General features: G+C 72.1%; 17 protein-coding genes. 2 read left to right on the top strand and 15 right to left on the bottom strand.

Annotated features, from left to right (window positions below; translation table 11 throughout):
• Positions 1 to 531: 531 nt before the first annotated feature.
• From ACK8HX_RS07665 to ACK8HX_RS07650, 4 genes are all read right to left on the bottom strand, one after another.
• Positions 532 to 1,530, bottom strand: a complete 999-nt coding sequence (locus tag ACK8HX_RS07665) for an inorganic phosphate transporter (RefSeq protein WP_411940085.1) — start codon at positions 1,528 to 1,530, stop codon at positions 532 to 534.
• Between the two features lie 5 nt (positions 1,531 to 1,535).
• Positions 1,536 to 2,159 carry a DUF47 domain-containing protein gene (locus ACK8HX_RS07660; protein ID WP_411940084.1) on the bottom strand — a complete coding sequence of 208 codons (624 nt, stop codon included), beginning with the start codon at positions 2,157 to 2,159 and terminating at the stop codon, positions 1,536 to 1,538.
• Positions 2,160 to 2,251: 92 nt separating this feature from the next.
• Complete coding sequence (locus ACK8HX_RS07655; RefSeq protein ID WP_411940083.1) at positions 2,252 to 2,425, bottom strand: hypothetical protein; 174 nt, start codon at positions 2,423 to 2,425, stop codon at positions 2,252 to 2,254.
• Positions 2,426 to 2,722: 297 nt separating this feature from the next.
• Complete coding sequence (locus tag ACK8HX_RS07650) at positions 2,723 to 3,367, bottom strand: hypothetical protein (protein WP_411940082.1); 645 nt, start codon at positions 3,365 to 3,367, stop codon at positions 2,723 to 2,725.
• Positions 3,368 to 3,485: 118 nt separating this feature from the next.
• Here ACK8HX_RS07650 and ACK8HX_RS07645 point away from each other — a divergent pair, with 118 nt between their 5' ends.
• On the top strand, positions 3,486 to 4,673 hold the full coding sequence (locus tag ACK8HX_RS07645) for a YihY/virulence factor BrkB family protein (protein WP_411940081.1): 1,188 nt from the start codon (positions 3,486 to 3,488) through the stop codon (positions 4,671 to 4,673).
• A gap of 110 nt (positions 4,674 to 4,783) precedes the next feature.
• Positions 4,784 to 5,830, top strand: a complete 1,047-nt coding sequence (locus ACK8HX_RS07640) for a serine/threonine-protein kinase (protein ID WP_411940080.1) — start codon at positions 4,784 to 4,786, stop codon at positions 5,828 to 5,830.
• A 50-nt stretch (positions 5,831 to 5,880) separates the two neighbouring features.
• Here the strand turns inward: ACK8HX_RS07640 and ACK8HX_RS07635 are convergent, their stop codons facing one another.
• The 11 genes from ACK8HX_RS07635 to ACK8HX_RS07585 all read right to left on the bottom strand — a co-directional run bounded on the left by ACK8HX_RS07635 (position 5,881) and on the right by ACK8HX_RS07585 (position 15,716).
• Positions 5,881 to 6,753 (bottom strand): fumarylacetoacetate hydrolase family protein, encoded by an 873-nt coding sequence (locus ACK8HX_RS07635; RefSeq protein WP_411940079.1) that lies wholly within the window; start codon positions 6,751 to 6,753, stop codon positions 5,881 to 5,883.
• A 48-nt stretch (positions 6,754 to 6,801) separates the two neighbouring features.
• Positions 6,802 to 7,476 (bottom strand): SDR family NAD(P)-dependent oxidoreductase, encoded by a 675-nt coding sequence (locus ACK8HX_RS07630; RefSeq protein ID WP_411940078.1) that lies wholly within the window; start codon positions 7,474 to 7,476, stop codon positions 6,802 to 6,804.
• Complete coding sequence (locus tag ACK8HX_RS07625) at positions 7,473 to 8,261, bottom strand: SDR family NAD(P)-dependent oxidoreductase (RefSeq protein WP_411940077.1); 789 nt, start codon at positions 8,259 to 8,261, stop codon at positions 7,473 to 7,475. Before ACK8HX_RS07625 ends, ACK8HX_RS07630 begins: the two co-directional genes overlap by 4 nt.
• Entirely contained in the window at positions 8,258 to 9,169 is a 912-nt protein-coding gene (locus ACK8HX_RS07620) for a dihydrodipicolinate synthase family protein (protein ID WP_411940076.1), read from the bottom strand. The genes ACK8HX_RS07625 and ACK8HX_RS07620 overlap by 4 nt, the downstream gene beginning before the upstream one ends.
• Positions 9,166 to 9,912: a TSUP family transporter gene (locus tag ACK8HX_RS07615; protein ID WP_411940075.1), complete on the bottom strand. Its 747-nt coding sequence runs from the start codon at positions 9,910 to 9,912 to the stop codon at positions 9,166 to 9,168. Before ACK8HX_RS07615 ends, ACK8HX_RS07620 begins: the two co-directional genes overlap by 4 nt.
• Complete coding sequence (locus ACK8HX_RS07610; protein ID WP_411940074.1) at positions 9,912 to 10,757, bottom strand: carbohydrate ABC transporter permease; 846 nt, start codon at positions 10,755 to 10,757, stop codon at positions 9,912 to 9,914. Before ACK8HX_RS07610 ends, ACK8HX_RS07615 begins: the two co-directional genes overlap by 1 nt.
• On the bottom strand, positions 10,754 to 11,650 hold the full coding sequence (locus tag ACK8HX_RS07605) for a carbohydrate ABC transporter permease (RefSeq protein WP_411940073.1): 897 nt from the start codon (positions 11,648 to 11,650) through the stop codon (positions 10,754 to 10,756). Before ACK8HX_RS07605 ends, ACK8HX_RS07610 begins: the two co-directional genes overlap by 4 nt.
• 59 nt (positions 11,651 to 11,709) lie before the next feature.
• The gene (locus ACK8HX_RS07600) at positions 11,710 to 13,065 is read right to left on the bottom strand and encodes an ABC transporter substrate-binding protein (RefSeq protein ID WP_411940072.1); all 1,356 of its coding nucleotides are present in this window, start codon (positions 13,063 to 13,065) and stop codon (positions 11,710 to 11,712) included.
• A 61-nt stretch (positions 13,066 to 13,126) separates the two neighbouring features.
• A complete protein-coding gene (locus ACK8HX_RS07595; protein ID WP_411940071.1) occupies positions 13,127 to 13,594 on the bottom strand; it encodes a nuclear transport factor 2 family protein in 468 nt (155 codons plus the stop codon).
• Positions 13,595 to 13,605: 11 nt separating this feature from the next.
• Positions 13,606 to 14,526 (bottom strand): SMP-30/gluconolactonase/LRE family protein, encoded by a 921-nt coding sequence (locus ACK8HX_RS07590; protein WP_411940070.1) that lies wholly within the window; start codon positions 14,524 to 14,526, stop codon positions 13,606 to 13,608.
• Between the two features lie 11 nt (positions 14,527 to 14,537).
• Complete coding sequence (locus ACK8HX_RS07585; protein ID WP_411940069.1) at positions 14,538 to 15,716, bottom strand: mandelate racemase/muconate lactonizing enzyme family protein; 1,179 nt, start codon at positions 15,714 to 15,716, stop codon at positions 14,538 to 14,540.
• Positions 15,717 to 15,740 lie beyond the last annotated feature (24 nt).

The following is a 15,740-nucleotide window of genomic DNA, read 5'->3' as shown; positions in this document are numbered from 1 at the left end:
CCGAAGGCGCACAGGACCGACCTGCTCCCCGAGGGCGCACAGGACCGACCTGCTCCCCGAGGGCGCACAGGACCGACCTGCTCCCCGAGGGCGCACACGACCGACCTGCTCCCGGCCAGTACGCTTCGCTTCCCCAGAGGACGCAGAGGCAGCTGCCCCGCCCCACGGCGCAACACCCTTTGCCTCCCGGCGCGAGGCAAAGGCAGGGGCCGCGCCACGGGAGGCAGCACGCTTTGCCTCCCGGCACGAGGCAAAGGCAGGGGCCGCGCCACGGGAGGCAACACGCTTTGCCTCCCGGCACGAGGCAAAGGCAGCCGTTCCTCCACGGGAGGCAGCACGCTTTGCTTCGTCAGGGGGAGCGAAGCGTAGTCAGCGGATGAGGTGCCCGCGGGCGGGCGTCCCCGCGGCCGGTCGCCCCCGCGGGCGGGCGTCCCCGCGGACGGTCGTCCCCGCGGACGGTCGTCCCCGCGGGCGGCCGTCCCCGCGGGCGGATCGTCCCGTCACCCTGACCAGCGCCCCAGCGGCGGGCGGTCAGATGGTCAGCCAGGCGAGCAGGCCGTAGGCGAGGGCCCCCGCCAGACCGGCCCCGGGGAAGGTCAGCACCCAGGCCAGCACGATCTGGCGCGCCACGCCCCATCGCACCGCCTTGAGGGACTTCGTCGAGCCGACGCCCATGATCGCCGACGTGATGGCGTGGGTCGTCGAGATCGGCGCCCCCGTGGCGGTCGCCACGTAGAGCACCGCCGCCGCGGTCGTCTCCGCCGCGAACCCCTGCGGCGGGTCGAGATCGATGATGCGGCGCCCGAGCGTGCGCATGATCCGCCACCCGCCGGCGTACGTCCCGAGCGAGAGGACGACGGCCGACAGGGCGATGACCCACACCGGGATCGACTCGTCGCCGACCTCCCGGTGGCCGCTCGCGATGAGCGTCAGCGCGACGACGCCGGCGGTCTTCGACGCGTCCTGCATGCCGTGGCCGAACGCCATGGCCGCCGCCGACACCGTCTGCGCGTACCGGAACCCGCGCGCCGTCGGCCCCGGCCGCCTCGTCCGGAACAGCCACAGGATGGCCGCCATCAGCGCGAAGCCGCCCACGAGCCCGACGACCGGCGACAGGAGCATCGGCACCGCGACCTTGTCGAGGATCGAGTCCCACTTGACCGTCGCCCCGCCCGCGAGCGCCGCCCCACCGAGCCCGCCGATGAGCGCGTGCGACGACGACGAGGGCAGCCCCCGCCACCACGTCAGCATGTTCCAGCCGATGGCCCCGACGAGGGCGCCGGCGCACATCGCCACGCCCGCTCCCCCCATCGGCACCTCGATGATGTCGCCGCCGATCGTCTGCGCGACCCGGACCCCGACGAACCCGCCGAGCAGGTTCATCACCGCCGCCAGCACGAGGGCGATCCGCGGCGTCAGCGCGCGCGTCGTCACCGACGTGGCGATGGCGTTCGCGGCGTCGTGGAAGCCGTTCGTGTACGTGAAGCCCATCGCCAGCACGACGACGAGCGCGACGGGCAGCCAGTCCACCCCGCTCAGGACTCCCGGACCGCGATCGCCTCGACCTTGAGCGCGACGGCCTCGAAGCCGTTGGCCGCGGCCTCGAGCGCGTCGATGATGTCCTTGTGCTTCATCACCGTGATGGGGTCGAGCTTGGGGGTGTTGAACAGCTCGGCGAGCATCCGGCGGTACTGCTTGTTCGCCCGGCTCTCGAGCCGGCTGACCTCGGCCCAGTACGCGGTGAGGCCCTTCATCGACCGCAGGCGGGGCATGGCGTCGGCCGTGAGCTCGGCCATCCGGGCGATGACCTCGACCTGCTTGGCGACGCGCGGGAGCACCTCGTCGACGCGGTAGAGCACGATGAGGTCGACGGCCGCCTCGATGAGGCCGACGCACCCGTCGAGCTGGACCGCGAGCGCGTGCATGTCGGCGCGGTCGAACGGGGTGACGAACGAGCCGCCGACCTCGCGGATGATCGTGTGGGTGGCCTCGCCGGAGGACGCCTCGATCTCGTGGACCCGCTTGAGGATCAGCTCACGCTCCTCGGCCGAGGCGCCGAGGAGGGCGGTGAGCTCGCCCGCGGCGTCGACGAGGTGGCGCGCGGACGCGCCGAAGAGGTCGAAGAAGCGGGGGTCCTTCGGGGTGAGGCGGATGCCCACGGTCGGTCTCCAGAAAGGGGGCCAGTCAGTGGTGTACAGGCTATGGCCACGAGGAGGACGACGGGTAGCCGGGGGCCGGGCGTCCAGGGCGGTCAGCCCTCGTCGGCCGCCGCGACGCCGACCGTACCGTCCTCGATGCCGAGCACCTCGTCGATCTGGGCCTGGGTGAGCGGGCTCTCGCTCTGCGACGCGGCGAGAACGAGGTCGCCGACGAGCCTGATCTCGGCCTCGAGCTGTTCGTCGTTGAGCGACGGGTCCGGCATCACGCCTCGACCCTACGGGCGCCCACGGCCTTGTGGAGGTTGTCCACAGCGAAATGACTCGACCTGACCACGGGGTGTCGAACGTCATGGCTCGGTCGGGTCGTGCCGGGGCCACGGCGGATAGCCCGAACTGCTGACGGAGGCGGGTGCCGGACCGGGAGCGCCTCACGGCGCGTGGCCGCTCGTAGCGGCTGATGTTGGGACCCGGGGCTGCCGCGGCCCGGCACCCACGAACGACCCTAACGCCTCCTCCCCGCCGTCGTGTTCCCGAACGGTGGTGTTCCGGGACGGGGCGTGACGTCAGTCGAGGTCGCCGGCCCGCCACAGGTGCGCGCACGCCCTGAGGTCCTCGCCCGTCGTGAGCATCGCCGCGCCGGATCGCGTGAGGTCGTGGGCGCCGTCGGGGTCGGCGGCGTCCCGGTCGTGGGCGAGCTCGGCCCGTCCCGCCGAGATGACCGCGCAGAAGGCCGCGGCCCGTTCGAGGGCGACGGCGAGGTCGCCCTCGAAGACCCCCGCGAGGATCTGGTCGGCGACCCGTTGGAGCTCCTCCGGTCGGGGCGGCTCGGCGATCCCCGCGACGGCGTGGGCGACGTCCGTGAACCGGATCCCGGCGGTGTACTGCCGGCTCGCCTCCTCCGGGCTGCGCCGCACCCACTCGCGCAGGGCGTACAGCCGCCAGAGGGCGCCGGGCAGGGACCTCGCCGGTCGGGCCGACCACAGGTCGGCGACGGTGGACAGGCCCAGGTCGTCGACGAGCCCCACGAGGCGATTCGTGATGTCGGGGTCGTGGGCGGCCCGCCCGGCCCCCACGAGGATGGCGGCGGTCTGGTGGGCGACCTCGGTGATCTCGGCGGGACCGGGGAGGGTGCCGCCGTGGGCCTCCAGCGCGTCCGGCCCGAAGGGCACGGGGCGCCGGGGGAGCGCGCGTCCGCCGTCCTGGCTCATCGCGCCAGTGTCGCACCCGGGTGGTGCCGCAGGCCCGCCGAGGGCGCTCCGCGCGCGTCGCCGCAGGTCGCCGGTCCCTCGCACCGTCCACCGCGGTCGCCCCCGTTAGGTTGGGGCGATGACCGCCCCGCACCCGGACGCCGCCTTCAAGCCGGCCTCCCCCACCGACATCGACCGGCGAGGCTGGCGCGTCACGGGGAAGTCGGCCTTCGCGGAGTTCCAGCGCGACCAGTGCACCGACCTCGCGGCCGCCCTGACGTACTACTCGATCCTGTCGATCTTCCCCGCCCTGCTGGCCCTCGTGTCGCTGCTCGGCGTGTTCGGCCAGGGCGAGTCGACGACCCAGGCACTCCTCGAGGTCATCCGCGGCCTCGGGCAGGGCGACGCCGCCGAGCAGCTCGCCGAGCCGATCCGGGCGATGGTCGGGGCGAGCGGCGCCGGCTTCGCGCTCGTCCTCGGGATCGCCACCGCCCTCTTCTCGGCATCCGGCTACGTCGGGGCGTTCGGGCGCGCGATGAACCGTGTCTACGAGGTCACCGAGGGCAGGCCGGTGTGGAAGCTGCGCCCCCAGCAGGTGCTCATCACCCTCGTCCTCGTCGTCCTCGCGGGGCTCGTCCTCGTCGGCCTCGTCGTCAGCGGACCGGTGGCCGAGGCGGTGGGCCGGGCCATCGGGCTCGAGGCCGCTGCGGTGACGACGTGGAGCATCGCGAAGTGGCCGGTCATCCTCGTCATCGTCACGGGCATGGTCGCAGTGCTCTACTACTGGACGCCGAACGTCCAGCAGCCGCGGTTCCGCTGGGTGTCGGTCGGCGCGGCCGTCGCGATCCTGCTGTGGGTCCTCGCCTCGATCGGGTTCGGCGTCTACGTCTCGACGTTCGGCAGCTACGCGAAGACGTACGGCTCGCTCGCCGGCATCGTCGTGTTCCTCCTGTGGATCTGGATCACCAACCTCGCGCTCCTGTTCGGGGCCGAGGTCGACGCCGAGCTCGAGCGCATCCGCGAGCTCGAGGCGGGCCTGCACGCGGAGCGCTCGCTCCAGCTGCCGGCGCGGGACTCCTCCGGGTCGCTCAAGGCGGCCGAGAAGCTCGAGGAGCGGGTGCTCACCGCCCGGCGGATCCGCCTCGAGGCCGTGGCCTCCGGGGCGGGCCCCGGGAGGTCCGGGACCCGTCCGGGGATTGGGGAGGGCGGCGGGGGGTACTCAACGGGGCATGCCGGACGCCGCCGCCCTCGACCCTCCGCCCACCCCGACGCCCTCGTCGAGCTCGAGCCGCTCCCCTCGGAGACCGCGAGGGGGGTCCGGTCGTGACGACCGCCGAGCGTGACTCTCGACAGAGCTTCGACATCGCAGGTGAACGGCGGCCGCCGACCGGTTCACCCGAGGGCTATGATCGCGGTCGTGACCTGCCGGAACTCCCCATGAACCGCCTCGGCGAGGGCTTCGTCCTCGGGGACCGCTACGCACTGAGGGCCCGGATCGCCTCCGGGGGCATGGGAGACGTCTGGGAGGGTCACGACCGCGTGCTCGAGCGCGAGGTGGCCGTGAAGGTCCTGCGCCCCGGCACCGACGAGGAGGTGTTCGCGCGGCGCTTCCGCAGCGAGGCGCTGCACTCGGCCAACCTCGCGCACCCGAACGTCGCGACCGTCCTCGACTACGGCGAGGACGAGCCGTTCGCCTACCTCGTCCTCGAGCTCGTCCCCGGCGAGCCGCTGTCGGCTCTCGTCCAGCGTGAGGGTGCCCTCGACCCGGCCCGCGTGCGCTCGATCATGGGGCAGGCCGCCCTGGCCCTCGGCGCCGCGCACGAGTCCGGCGTCGTCCACCGCGACGTCAAGCCCGCGAACATCCTCGTCACGCCCGACGGCACGGTGAAGCTCACCGACTTCGGCATCGCCCGCGCCGTCGACGGGTCCGGGCACACCCAGACCGGCGAGGTCCTCGGCACGCCCCACTACCTCTCCCCCGAGCAGGCGCTCGGCGAGCGGGCCACCGGGGCGTCGGACCTCTACGCCCTCGGGGTCGTCGCCCACGAGATGCTCACCGGGAGACGCCCGTTCGACAAGGGGACCCCCGTCGCGACGGCGCTCTCCCAGGTCAACGACCCGCCGCCGCCACTTCCCCCGCACGTCCCGCCGGGGCTGCGCGCCCTCATCGAGCAGTGCCTGGCCAAGAAGCCGGAGGACCGCCCGGCGAGCGCCCGTGAGCTCGGGGAGCGCCTCGGCCTCCCGGAGGCCGACCTCCCCGACGAGCACCCGGCGCTCGCGTCGGACGTCGTCGGCAGGGCCGAGCAGGAGGAGGTCGACGCCGGCCCCCACCGCTGGGGCGACGCGAGCGACCCCACCCCGACTCCCGAGGCGGTCGAGCCGGTCGTCGTCCCCCGCGGGCACGTGCACTGGGCCTGGGTGCCCGCGATGAGCGTCGTCGTCCTCGCCGTCGCCGCGGCGGCCTGGTACGCCATGACCCACTGAGGGGTGGGGTGACCGGGGGCGGGCGTGTGGGCCCGCCCTCGGTCGTGGCCTCACACCCCGTCCGCCACCGCTGACCACACCCGCTGGCGCTGCCGTCCGAGGCCACCGATCCCGAGCTCCATGACGTCGCCGGCCCTGAGGAACACCGGCGGCTGCATCCCCATCCCGACGCCCGGCGGGGTCCCGGTGTTGATGACGTCGCCCGGCTCGAGCACGAAGAACTGGCTCAGGTACTGCACGATGGTCGCAGGGTCGAAGACCATCGTCGACGTGCTGCCCCGCTGGCGCCGTTCCCCGTTGACGTCGAGCCACAGCTCGAGGGACGACGGGTCGCCCACCTCGTCCGCGGTCACCAGCCAGGGTCCCATCGGGTTGAAGGTGGCCGCCGACTTCCCCTTGCACCACTGCCCGCCACGCTCCAGCTGGAAGGCCCGTTCGCTGACGTCGTTGCAGACGGCGTAGCCCGCGATCACCGCACGGGCGGCCTCCGCATCCGGGAGGTAGCTGCTCCGTCGCCCGATGACGATCGCCAGCTCGACCTCCCAGTCGGTCTTGGTCGACCCCCGAGGGATGAGGACGTCGTCATCCGGGCCGACCAGGGTGTTGGGCGCCTTGGTGAAGACGATGGGCTCGTCGGGAACGGGCTGTCCCGTCTCGGCCGCGTGGTCGCGGTAGTTCAGCCCGATGCACAGGATCTGGTGCGGTCTGGCGACGGGCGGGCCCACACGGAGCCCGGAGAGGTCGTGGACCAGTCCGGCCGCGACGCGTTCGCGCACCAGCGGCCGCACGGCGTCCACGCCACCGTCCTGGAAGAACCGGGCGTCGAAGTCCCCGACCACGTCGGAGACGTCGACGTAGGTGGTGTCGCTCGCCAGGACGCCCGGCGACTCCTCACCGGGGGGTCCCACTCGGATCAGTCGCACCGTGCCGTCCTCCTCGTCGTTCGCGCGACCACGGCCGGTCGCGAAGGGTCAGTAGGTCGCACGTCCGCCGCTGATGTCGTAGACGGCGCCCGTGGAGAAGCTGCACTCGTCCGAGGCGAGCCAGGCCACGAGTGCGGCGAGCTCCTCGGGACGTCCCAGCCGGCGCATGGGGATCAGGGAGACGAGCCGGTCCAGCACCTCCGGCGCGGTCGTCGCGTTCATCGGGGTCTCGAACACGGCCGGGGTCACGGCGTTGACGAGCACCCCGCTCGTCGCCAGCTCCTTCCCGAGCGACTTCGTCAGGGCGATGACGGCCGCCTTGGAGGCGGAGTAGGCGCTCAGCCCCGGGTTGCCGTCCTTGCCCGCCATCGAGGCCAGGTTGACGACGCGGCCCCAACCGGCCTCCACCATGGCGGGCACCACGGTGCGGCACATGAGGAACGTCCCGGTGACGTTGACCGCGAAGGTCCGCTCCCAGTCCGAGGTCGACACGTCGACCAGGGGCGCGTTGGGGCCCACGACGCCGGCGCTGTTCACGAGGACGTCCACGCGCCCGACCCGGGCCACGGCAGCCTGCACCGCAGCCTCGTCGCTGACGTCCACGACCTCGTCGGCGTCCGGTGTGACGTCGAGCCGCACGACGTCGAGCCCCTCGTCGGCGAGGCGCTCGGCGCAGGCGGCACCGAGCCCGCTCATCCCTCCGGTGACGACCGCCCGTCTCATCGGCGGTCCCCGGGGCCGGTGGGCCAGGCGTCGGGCGACCCGGGGTCGATGAGACGGCGCAGGTCCGGGCGGGCCCAGGCTCCGGTCTGGGTGACGGACAGCCCACCGTCGACGGTGACCACCGTGCCGGTCACGAATGACGCCTCCGGTGACGCGAGGAAGTCGACGACGGCCGCCACCTCCTCCGCGGTGCCGGTCCGCCCCAGCGGGTAGCCCTCCGCGGCGTTGACGAGGTCCTGACCGCCGATCAGGCCGGGGGCCACCGCGTTCACGCGGATGCCGGCAGCGCCGTGCTCGAGCGCGAGGACGCGGACGAGCGCCTCCAGGCCGCCCTTGGCGGCCGCGTAGCCGGCGACGCCGGGCGACACGTGGTGCGACATCACCGAGGACACGGCGACCACGCTGCCTCCGCGCGGCATGTGCGGCAGCGCGGCGCGGGCGCTGTAGAAGGCGGAGTCGAGGGTGGCCCCGAGGGCGGTGCGCCACATCTCGTCGGTCTGGTCGACGGCGCGGGCGCGGGGGTTCCGCGCGGCTGCGGTGACGAGCACGTCGAGGCGCCCGTCGAAGCGGTCCAGGACGACCTCGAACACACGGGCCACCTCGGCGGGGTCGGAGCAGTCGGCCACCAGGTGCTCACACACCCCCTCGGCCGGGTCGAGGCTGACACCCAGGACCTCGTCGCCCCGCCCACGGAGGCGCTCGGCGATCGCCAGACCGATCGCCGAGCTGGACCCGACGACGAGGGCGTGGCGCGCACCACCTGCCGTCGGGGCGCTCGTGCTCACAGCCCGGCTCCTCGCATCATCCGGTCGAGGTCGGCGAGGTCGACCTCGTCCAGGGCCGGGCTGGCGATGCGCACGGTGGCGTCGCTGATGACGCCACGCCGTCGGAGCACCTCCTTGTGGAACGCGACGTTGTAGAGCACCTCGCGGGTGAACAGCGACCCCATGGCGTCGATCTCCTGCTGGGCCGTGTCCGGACCGTGCTCGGTCCACGTCCGGTAGGCCGAGACCACGCGGTCGACGAAGGCCGGCGACGGCATCGTCCCGACCGCTCCCCGTTCGAGCTCGTTGACGAGGTACACCCCGCCGATGCCGCCGAAGACGCCGTCGATGGCGTCGCCGAGCGCCCCGATGACGGCCGAGATGCCCTGGGTGGGAGGGTTGCTCTCCTCCTTGACGTACCGCACACCGGGAACGGAGGCGACGACGTCGGCGAGTGCCTGTGCTCCCAGGGGGAACCCGACCCGCGCGTTCTGCATGATGACGGGGACACCGACCTCTGCGACCCGGCGGGTGTGCTCGACCACGAAGGACGTCGACGGGGCGAAGAAGTGCTGGACGTAGGGGACCATCGTCATCACCGCCGCCACCCCGAGACCTGCCGCGTGACGGGTGAAGTCGACCGCGGTGTCGGTGCTGGCCCCGGTGACACCGACCGCGACCGGTACGTGACCGCTGGTGGCGTCCACGACCGTCTCGACGGCTGCTCGTCGTTCGTCGTCGCTCAGTGTGTAGAACTCGCTGACCACGCCCGGGTAGAGGATGCCGTCGGCGCCGTGGCCGAGGCAGAACTCCACCTGGGAGCGCAACCCGGCCAGGTCGAGCTTCCCGCCGCTGCTGAAGGTGGTCACCGGGATGGGGACCACGCCCCTCAGGCTCCCCGGGGCGGCGCCCCTGCTCGTGTCCGTCATCCCCACGCTCCTCTCGTCAACCACACCAGTGCCCGTCCCAACGTCCACACCCCCATGAGTCCCAGCGCCACGAGCGTGACGCGGTCGAGCAGGTCGTGGCGTCTGCCCGCCCACCACCGGCCCAGCAGCGTCCCGGCGACCGCAGCCGGGCCGATCTGCGCGACGAGCCGCAGGTCCGTGCAGGCCACGGCTCCCCGCAGGGTCAGCAGGGCCAGGCCGAGGATGCTGACGGCGCCGACGTAGGCGGCCATCGTCGCGGCCTGCTGTCGCGCGGAGACCCGGCGGCCGTGGACGTACATCGCGACAGCCGGCCCGCTCAGGCCGGTGCTCGTCGCCAGGATGCCGCCGAGGACACCGCTGGGGACGACCCAGTGCCGGTGGACGGCGACGCGGCCCGAGCCGGCCAGCCCGTAGCCGGCGTACGCGGCCAGGACCACACCCATGAGCCCGGTGACCCACATCGGGTCGACGTGCTCGAACACGACGATGCCGACGGGAAGGCCGATGACGGAGCACGCGGTGAGCGCACCGACGGTCCTCGCACGCACCTGCCCGCGAAGGCTCGGCGAGAGCAGGAGGACCGCGCTGGTGAGCGGCACCAGGCACAGGGCGATCACGACGACCTCCCGAGGAGGGAGCACGAGCAGGAGGAGGGGCACCGACAGGACGCTGAAGCCGAAGCCGGTGACGCCCGTGAGGACCCCGGCGAGCACCACCACGAGGACGGGCACGAGGAGTGACATCACTTCTCCGAGCCGGCCATGAAGCCGGACAGGAAGTAGCGGACGCCGGTGACGTAGAGGACGAACATCGGCAGGGCCGCGATGGTCAGCCCGGCCATGATCGCGGGGATGTTGCTCGAGAACTCGCCCTGGAAGACGGTGAGCCCGGCCATGAGTGTCCGCTTGTCGTTGCGCTGCAGGAAGATGATGGCGATGAGCAGCTCGTTCCACACCCAGAGCGTGTTGACGATGGCGAGGGTGATGACGCCCGGGCGCGACAGCGGGAGGGCGATCCTCCGGAACATCGTCAGGTGCCCGGCACCGTCGAGCTGCGCGGCCTCGAACAGGGCCGAGGGCAGCCGCCTGAAGAAGCCGGTGAGGAAGTAGGTCGTGTACGGGATCATCAGGCCCACGTAGGCGATGACCGCTCCCGGCAGGGTGTTGATGAGCCTGGCCTCGACCATCACCCGGAACAGGGGGATGGCCACGGTCACGGCGGGGGCGCCGAGCATGGCGACGAAGCCGATGAACGCGACCTGCCGGCCGGGGAAGTCCATGCACGCCAACGCGTACGCCGCCAGGGCGGAGATGGCGATCCCGATGGCGACGGAGACGACGGTCAGGACGAAGCTGTTGCGGATCCAGGTGAGGAACATGGGGTTGCCGAGGATCTGCTCGTAGTTCAGCAGCGTCGGGGACGTCGGCGGGGCCAGCTGGCTGTCCGCGTACTGCACCTCGGTCTTGAACGAGGTGCTGACCATGAAGTACAGCGGGACGATCGCCGACAGGGTGACGGCCAGGGCGACCCCGTGCTTGGTCAGGGAGCCGACCACGTCGACCGGTCGGTACCGGCTGACGGCGGTCACAGCGCCCCCCTCCTCGACAGCCACGTGAGGAAGGTGACCATGAAGGCGAGGATGGCCCCGAGCATGAGGGTCGACAGCGCAGCGGCGTTCCCGAAGTCGCCGTAGATGAACGCCCGGCTGTAGATGTAGTACTCCATGACGTACGTGCTGGTCCCGGGCCCGCCCTTGGTGAGCACGAACACGTAGTTGAAGACCCAGTTGAACAGGGCCACGACGATGATGCCGGCGTAGAACGCGATCATCGTCGACATCTGGGGGACGGTGACGTGACGCAGCCGCTGGTACCAGTTCGCCCCGTCCACCCTGGCGGCGTCGTACAGGTCGACGGGCAGCTGCGTCATCCGGGCGAGGAAGAGGATCACCCCGAAGGCGAGCTCGCGCCACTGGACGACGCCGGCGACCGACCACACCGCCGTCTTCGGGTCCCCCAGCCAGTTCTGCGCCAGCCCGCCGAGCCCCACCGCCTCCAGGATGGCGTTGACCAGGCCCCGGCTCTGGAGGATCTGGCCGAACACCAGTGCCGCGACCACGACGGGTACGACGTAGGGCACGAAGATGATGGCGCGGTACAGCCGCCACCCCCGGATCTGGTCGTGGAGGATCTGCGCCACGACCAGCGAGGTGATGACGAGGAACGGGAGGACGACGAACAGCTTGAGGTTGTTCGTCACCGCGGCGTGGAAGATCGGGTCGCTGAAGAGGGCCCGGTAGTTGGCCAGCCCGGCGAACTCGTCGGTGAACGGGTCCAGGAAGCTGGTCCGGACGACCGCGAAGATGGGGTAGATGAAGACGAACCCGACGAAGGCGGCTGCCGGCAGCATGAACACGACGGCCGCGCGAGCGTCCCGTCTGCGGGTGGTGCGGGGTCGGTGGTGCTGCAGGGTCGTGGCCATCGGTGGGGTCACCTCAGGGTCGGTGGCGTCGCCTCCGTGACGGGAGGCCGGTCGCGAGATCAGCTCCCGGACCACGCCCTGAAGTTCTTCAGCTCGTTGGCCGCGGACTGCCGCCACGCCCCGAGGCGCTGCTCGACCTCCTCGGCAGCCTTCTCGGGAGCGGTCCCCGAGAACACCGCCTGCACGGCGAGGAAGGAGTTCTCGCGGTCCATCTTCGAGGGCCAGAAGTTCTGGTAGCCGATCGTCGACTGGTTGCTCTGGAGCTCCCACAGCTGCTGGTCCTGGGGGGAGTTCATCGTCGAGCTGTCGAAGCGGTCGTCAGCCGGGAAGAAGCCGGTCGCCTTGTACATGCCGTTGAGCGCCTCGGGGCGGTGGAGGAACGCCAGGAACTTGGCGGCCAGCTCCTTCTTCTCCGAGAAGCTCGTGATGAACAGCGGATGCGAGTTGAAGTGCACCCGGCCGGCCAGGGCTCCGGACCCGCACTTGGGCGGCGCCATCACACCGAGGTCGCCCTTCAGGGCCGCCTCGAACTTCGTGAGGCTGCTCGTGATGGCGAAGGCGCACTTGCCGGCGAGGAACATGTTCATCGCGTCGGCGTACTCGAGGGAGGTGACGTCGGGGTTGAATACCTCGGCGTCGATCATCTGCTTGACCCAGGTCAGCCACTGGGAGAACTTCGGGTCCGTGTACTTCTGCTCGCCCAGCACGACGGGCAGCAGCTCCTTGGGGTCATCGAGGTTCTGCGTGTTGAACATGCCGGAGAAGTTCCCGATGCCGGTCAGGTTCTTGACCCCGTACCCCCACGGGGTGATGCCGGCCTTCCGCAGGGCGGCCGCCGCCGAGATGAGCTCGTCCATCGTGGCCGGTGGCTTCTCGGGGTCGAGCCCGGCCTTCGTGAAGAGGGCCTTGTTGTACATGAGGGGGATGGGGGCGTTGTACCAGGGCAGGGCCCAGGTCTTCCCCTGGAACTTGTAGATGTCGAGGGCCTGAGGGGGCAGGACGTGCCCCATCGTCTCGGCGTCGAGGGTTCCGTCGAGAGGGGCGATGCACTTCTCCCAGACGAACTGCAACGTGTAGGGGCCGGAGTACTGGTGCTGGAGGTCGGACCCCGTCCTGGACTGGCAGGCGGTGCGGAAGTTGCTCGCCAGCTGTTCCGAGGGCTGGGTCGTCGACTCGACGGCCGTGCCCTGGTTCGCCGCGACGAACTCCTTGATGACCCCGTTCATCCACGTCTGCATCTGGTCGGCGGACTCGACGCTGGGGTTCCACCAGAACTCCAGCGTCTGGGTTCCGGCGCCCTGGGAGGCGCCGCCGTCGCCGCAGCCCGCCACGAGGCCGGGCACGGCGAGCGCGGCGCCCATGAGCCCCGCGCCCTTGAAGAACGTCCTGCGGTCGAGATCGGTCGAGCCATCCATGGGTGCCTCCCCAGCGCCGGTGCTGATCGTGCCCTTTTTATATCTAATGCATAATGCAGTGTCAATGCCTTCCCGGGCGTGTCCACCCGCTGTCGGTGGGATCGGCGAACGCCACGTGCTGGACGCGGCTCGCGAAGAGCCATCGACCACCGACGCGCTCGTACTCGTCCTCGTACGACGCGACGAGGGCCGGCGTCGTGACCGGTACGGGCCCCGGCGAACCGGGCTCCCGCCAGCGGCGGAAGAGGCACAGGTTGACCCACCCTCGCGCCGCGGACCGCGAGAGCAGCTCGACGTCGATGTTCGTGCACAGGTGCAGGGTCCGCAGGTCGGCGAGGGCCTCGCGCCGCGCGAACGTCTCCGCGATGGCTGGCCGACCACGCAGCTCGAGGTCCGGGGTGGCGAACACTCCGTCCTCGGTGAACAGTCCGGCCAGCCGGGACGCCTCGCCCCCGTCGGCGAACCGGCAGTAGCGGTAGGTGAGCTTCTCGCAGTCACGCTCCGCGACCAGGGCCTCCAAGCGGTCCATCGTGCCTCTCCTCAGTCCGGAAGTGGTGCGGCGTAGAGACGCCCTTCGGCGCTGGGTGACCCCTCCGGCGACCTGACCGCCTCGGGGCGGGGGTCGCCGTCGCCGCCGTCGCCGCCGTCGCCGCCGTCGCCGCCGACGGCTGCCGGAAGGCGGCCACGCGCCGTCGTCACCACCAGCTCGCGCCCGTCACGGGACTCGATGACCAGCACGGCGGTCGGGCGGGCCACCGGGGCGGCGAGGACCTGTCGCAGCGTCCCGCGCGGGTCGTAGCGGTGGATCAGCCCCTCGTCCCAGACGGCGACCCACAGGTCCCCGTCCGGGCCCACCGCGAGCCCGTCCAGCCGCCCCGGCCCCTCATGGACGACGAGCAGGCGGCCCGCGTCCTCGGGGGGCCCGTCGAGCCGGTGCCGACGCACCGTCGCCCTGGCGGTGTCGACGGCGTAGAGGCCCCGGCCGTCCGGGCTCACCGCCAGCCCGTTGGCCGTGACGTACCCGCGCACGACGGGGGTCACCGTGCGCCGGCGCAGGTCGAGCGCGACGACGCCACCACGAGCCGAGACGCGGTCCTCGCTGAACAGGCCCACGAGGAGCCTCCCCGCGGGATCGACGGTCATGTCGTTGGTCCGCACCTCGGGGTGCGCCACCGTCACCGCGACTGGCCGGCTCACCTCACCGAGAGGGTCGATGACGCACATGGCGCCGTCGACGGCGACGGCGAGCGACCCGTCGGGCAGTGGCTCCGCGGCCGTCGGCATCCGTCCGAGGCGCCGGCGACGGACCTCGCCCCACGCAGCCCCGCTCCTCGTCGCCGTCGCCACGGTCCCGCCGAGGAGGTCGACCCACGACAGCCGCTGCCGGACCGCGTCCCACCGGGGGCTCTCCGCGAGCAGGTGGTCCCCGAGCGGCAGCTCGGCCCAGGCCGGGCGGTGCACGGGTGCAGGGCTCACAACCGGATCTCGACCTCCGCGGACGCCATCGCACGGACGCGCTCGTCGTCGACGTCCACGCCCAGACCCGGCCCCTCCGGCACGACGACGACGCCGGACTCCACCGTCAGCGACCCATCCACGAGGCCTCCGAAGGTCTCCAGCATGACCGGCTGGAACTCCTGGACGGCGAAGTTCGGCAGGGACGCGGCCACCTGCCAGGACGCGGCCATCCCCACGGCGGTGACCACCCCGGTGTGCAGCGCGACGGGCACGTGGTGGGCGGAGGCGAGCGCCGCGATCGCCAGCGACTCGGTGACGCCGTTGCGCATGAGGTCGGGCTGGGCCAGGCCCATGGCACGCCGGCCCAGCCAGTCGGCGAACTGGAAACGCGTGCGCAGCGGTTCGCCGACGGCGACCGTGACGTCGACGGCCTGGACCAGGTCGCGGTGGCCCAGGACGTCCTCCGGGGCGAGGGGGGACTCGAAGAAGGCGACGTCGGCCTCGGCCAGCACCCGTGCCAGCTGCTTCGCCTGCGGGAGCGTGTAGCCCCACATGCCGTCGACCGCGAGCCAGGCGTCGGCGCCCATGGCGTCGCGCAGGCCGACGACCTCGGCGGCGTCGGGCCCCACCCCGAACCCCAGGCACGGCTTGACGCCGAAGCCCCGGCGCGCCCACTCGGCGGCCTCCTCCCGTCGACCCTCCGGCGACGTCTCTCGTAGGCCGGTGACGTAGCAGGGGAGCCGGTCCCTCAGCCTGCCACCGGCGAGCTCGGCGATGGACAGGCCTGCCACCCGTCCGCGCAGGTCCCACAGCGCGGTGTCCAGGGCCGCGATGGCATCGAGCTGGAAGCCGCCGACCTGGCCCCTGACCCGCAGCGTCTCGTACATGTCGATGCCGCGCGCGGTCGTGGCGAGCGGGTCCGTCCCCAGCAGCGTGGGGCCGAGCACGCGCTCGACCACCGTCATGACGACCTCGGGGCCGATCGGCGCCTGGGCCTCGCCCCATCCCACGAGACCGGCGTCGGTCTCCACCCGGACCAGCAGGGCCTCGGAACGGTCCGAGTACAGCTGGCGGTGCGGGGCGAAGCGGCGGTAGTCGCTCCCGGGCAACCGCTCCCCCGGCCGCACGGCGCCGGACATCGCGTAGGCCGTCTCGGACTTGACCGCAAGGGCCGTGATCCGGGTGATCCTCATGGGTGCTCAGACTCCTGGCTGGCG

The sequence above is a fragment of the Oryzobacter faecalis genome (genome assembly GCF_046764005.1).
GTDB classification, from domain to species: Bacteria; Actinomycetota; Actinomycetes; order Actinomycetales; family Dermatophilaceae; genus Oryzobacter; species Oryzobacter faecalis.
Note: the sequence above shows the minus strand (reverse complement) of the source record. Positions and strands in the feature narration are given on the sequence as shown.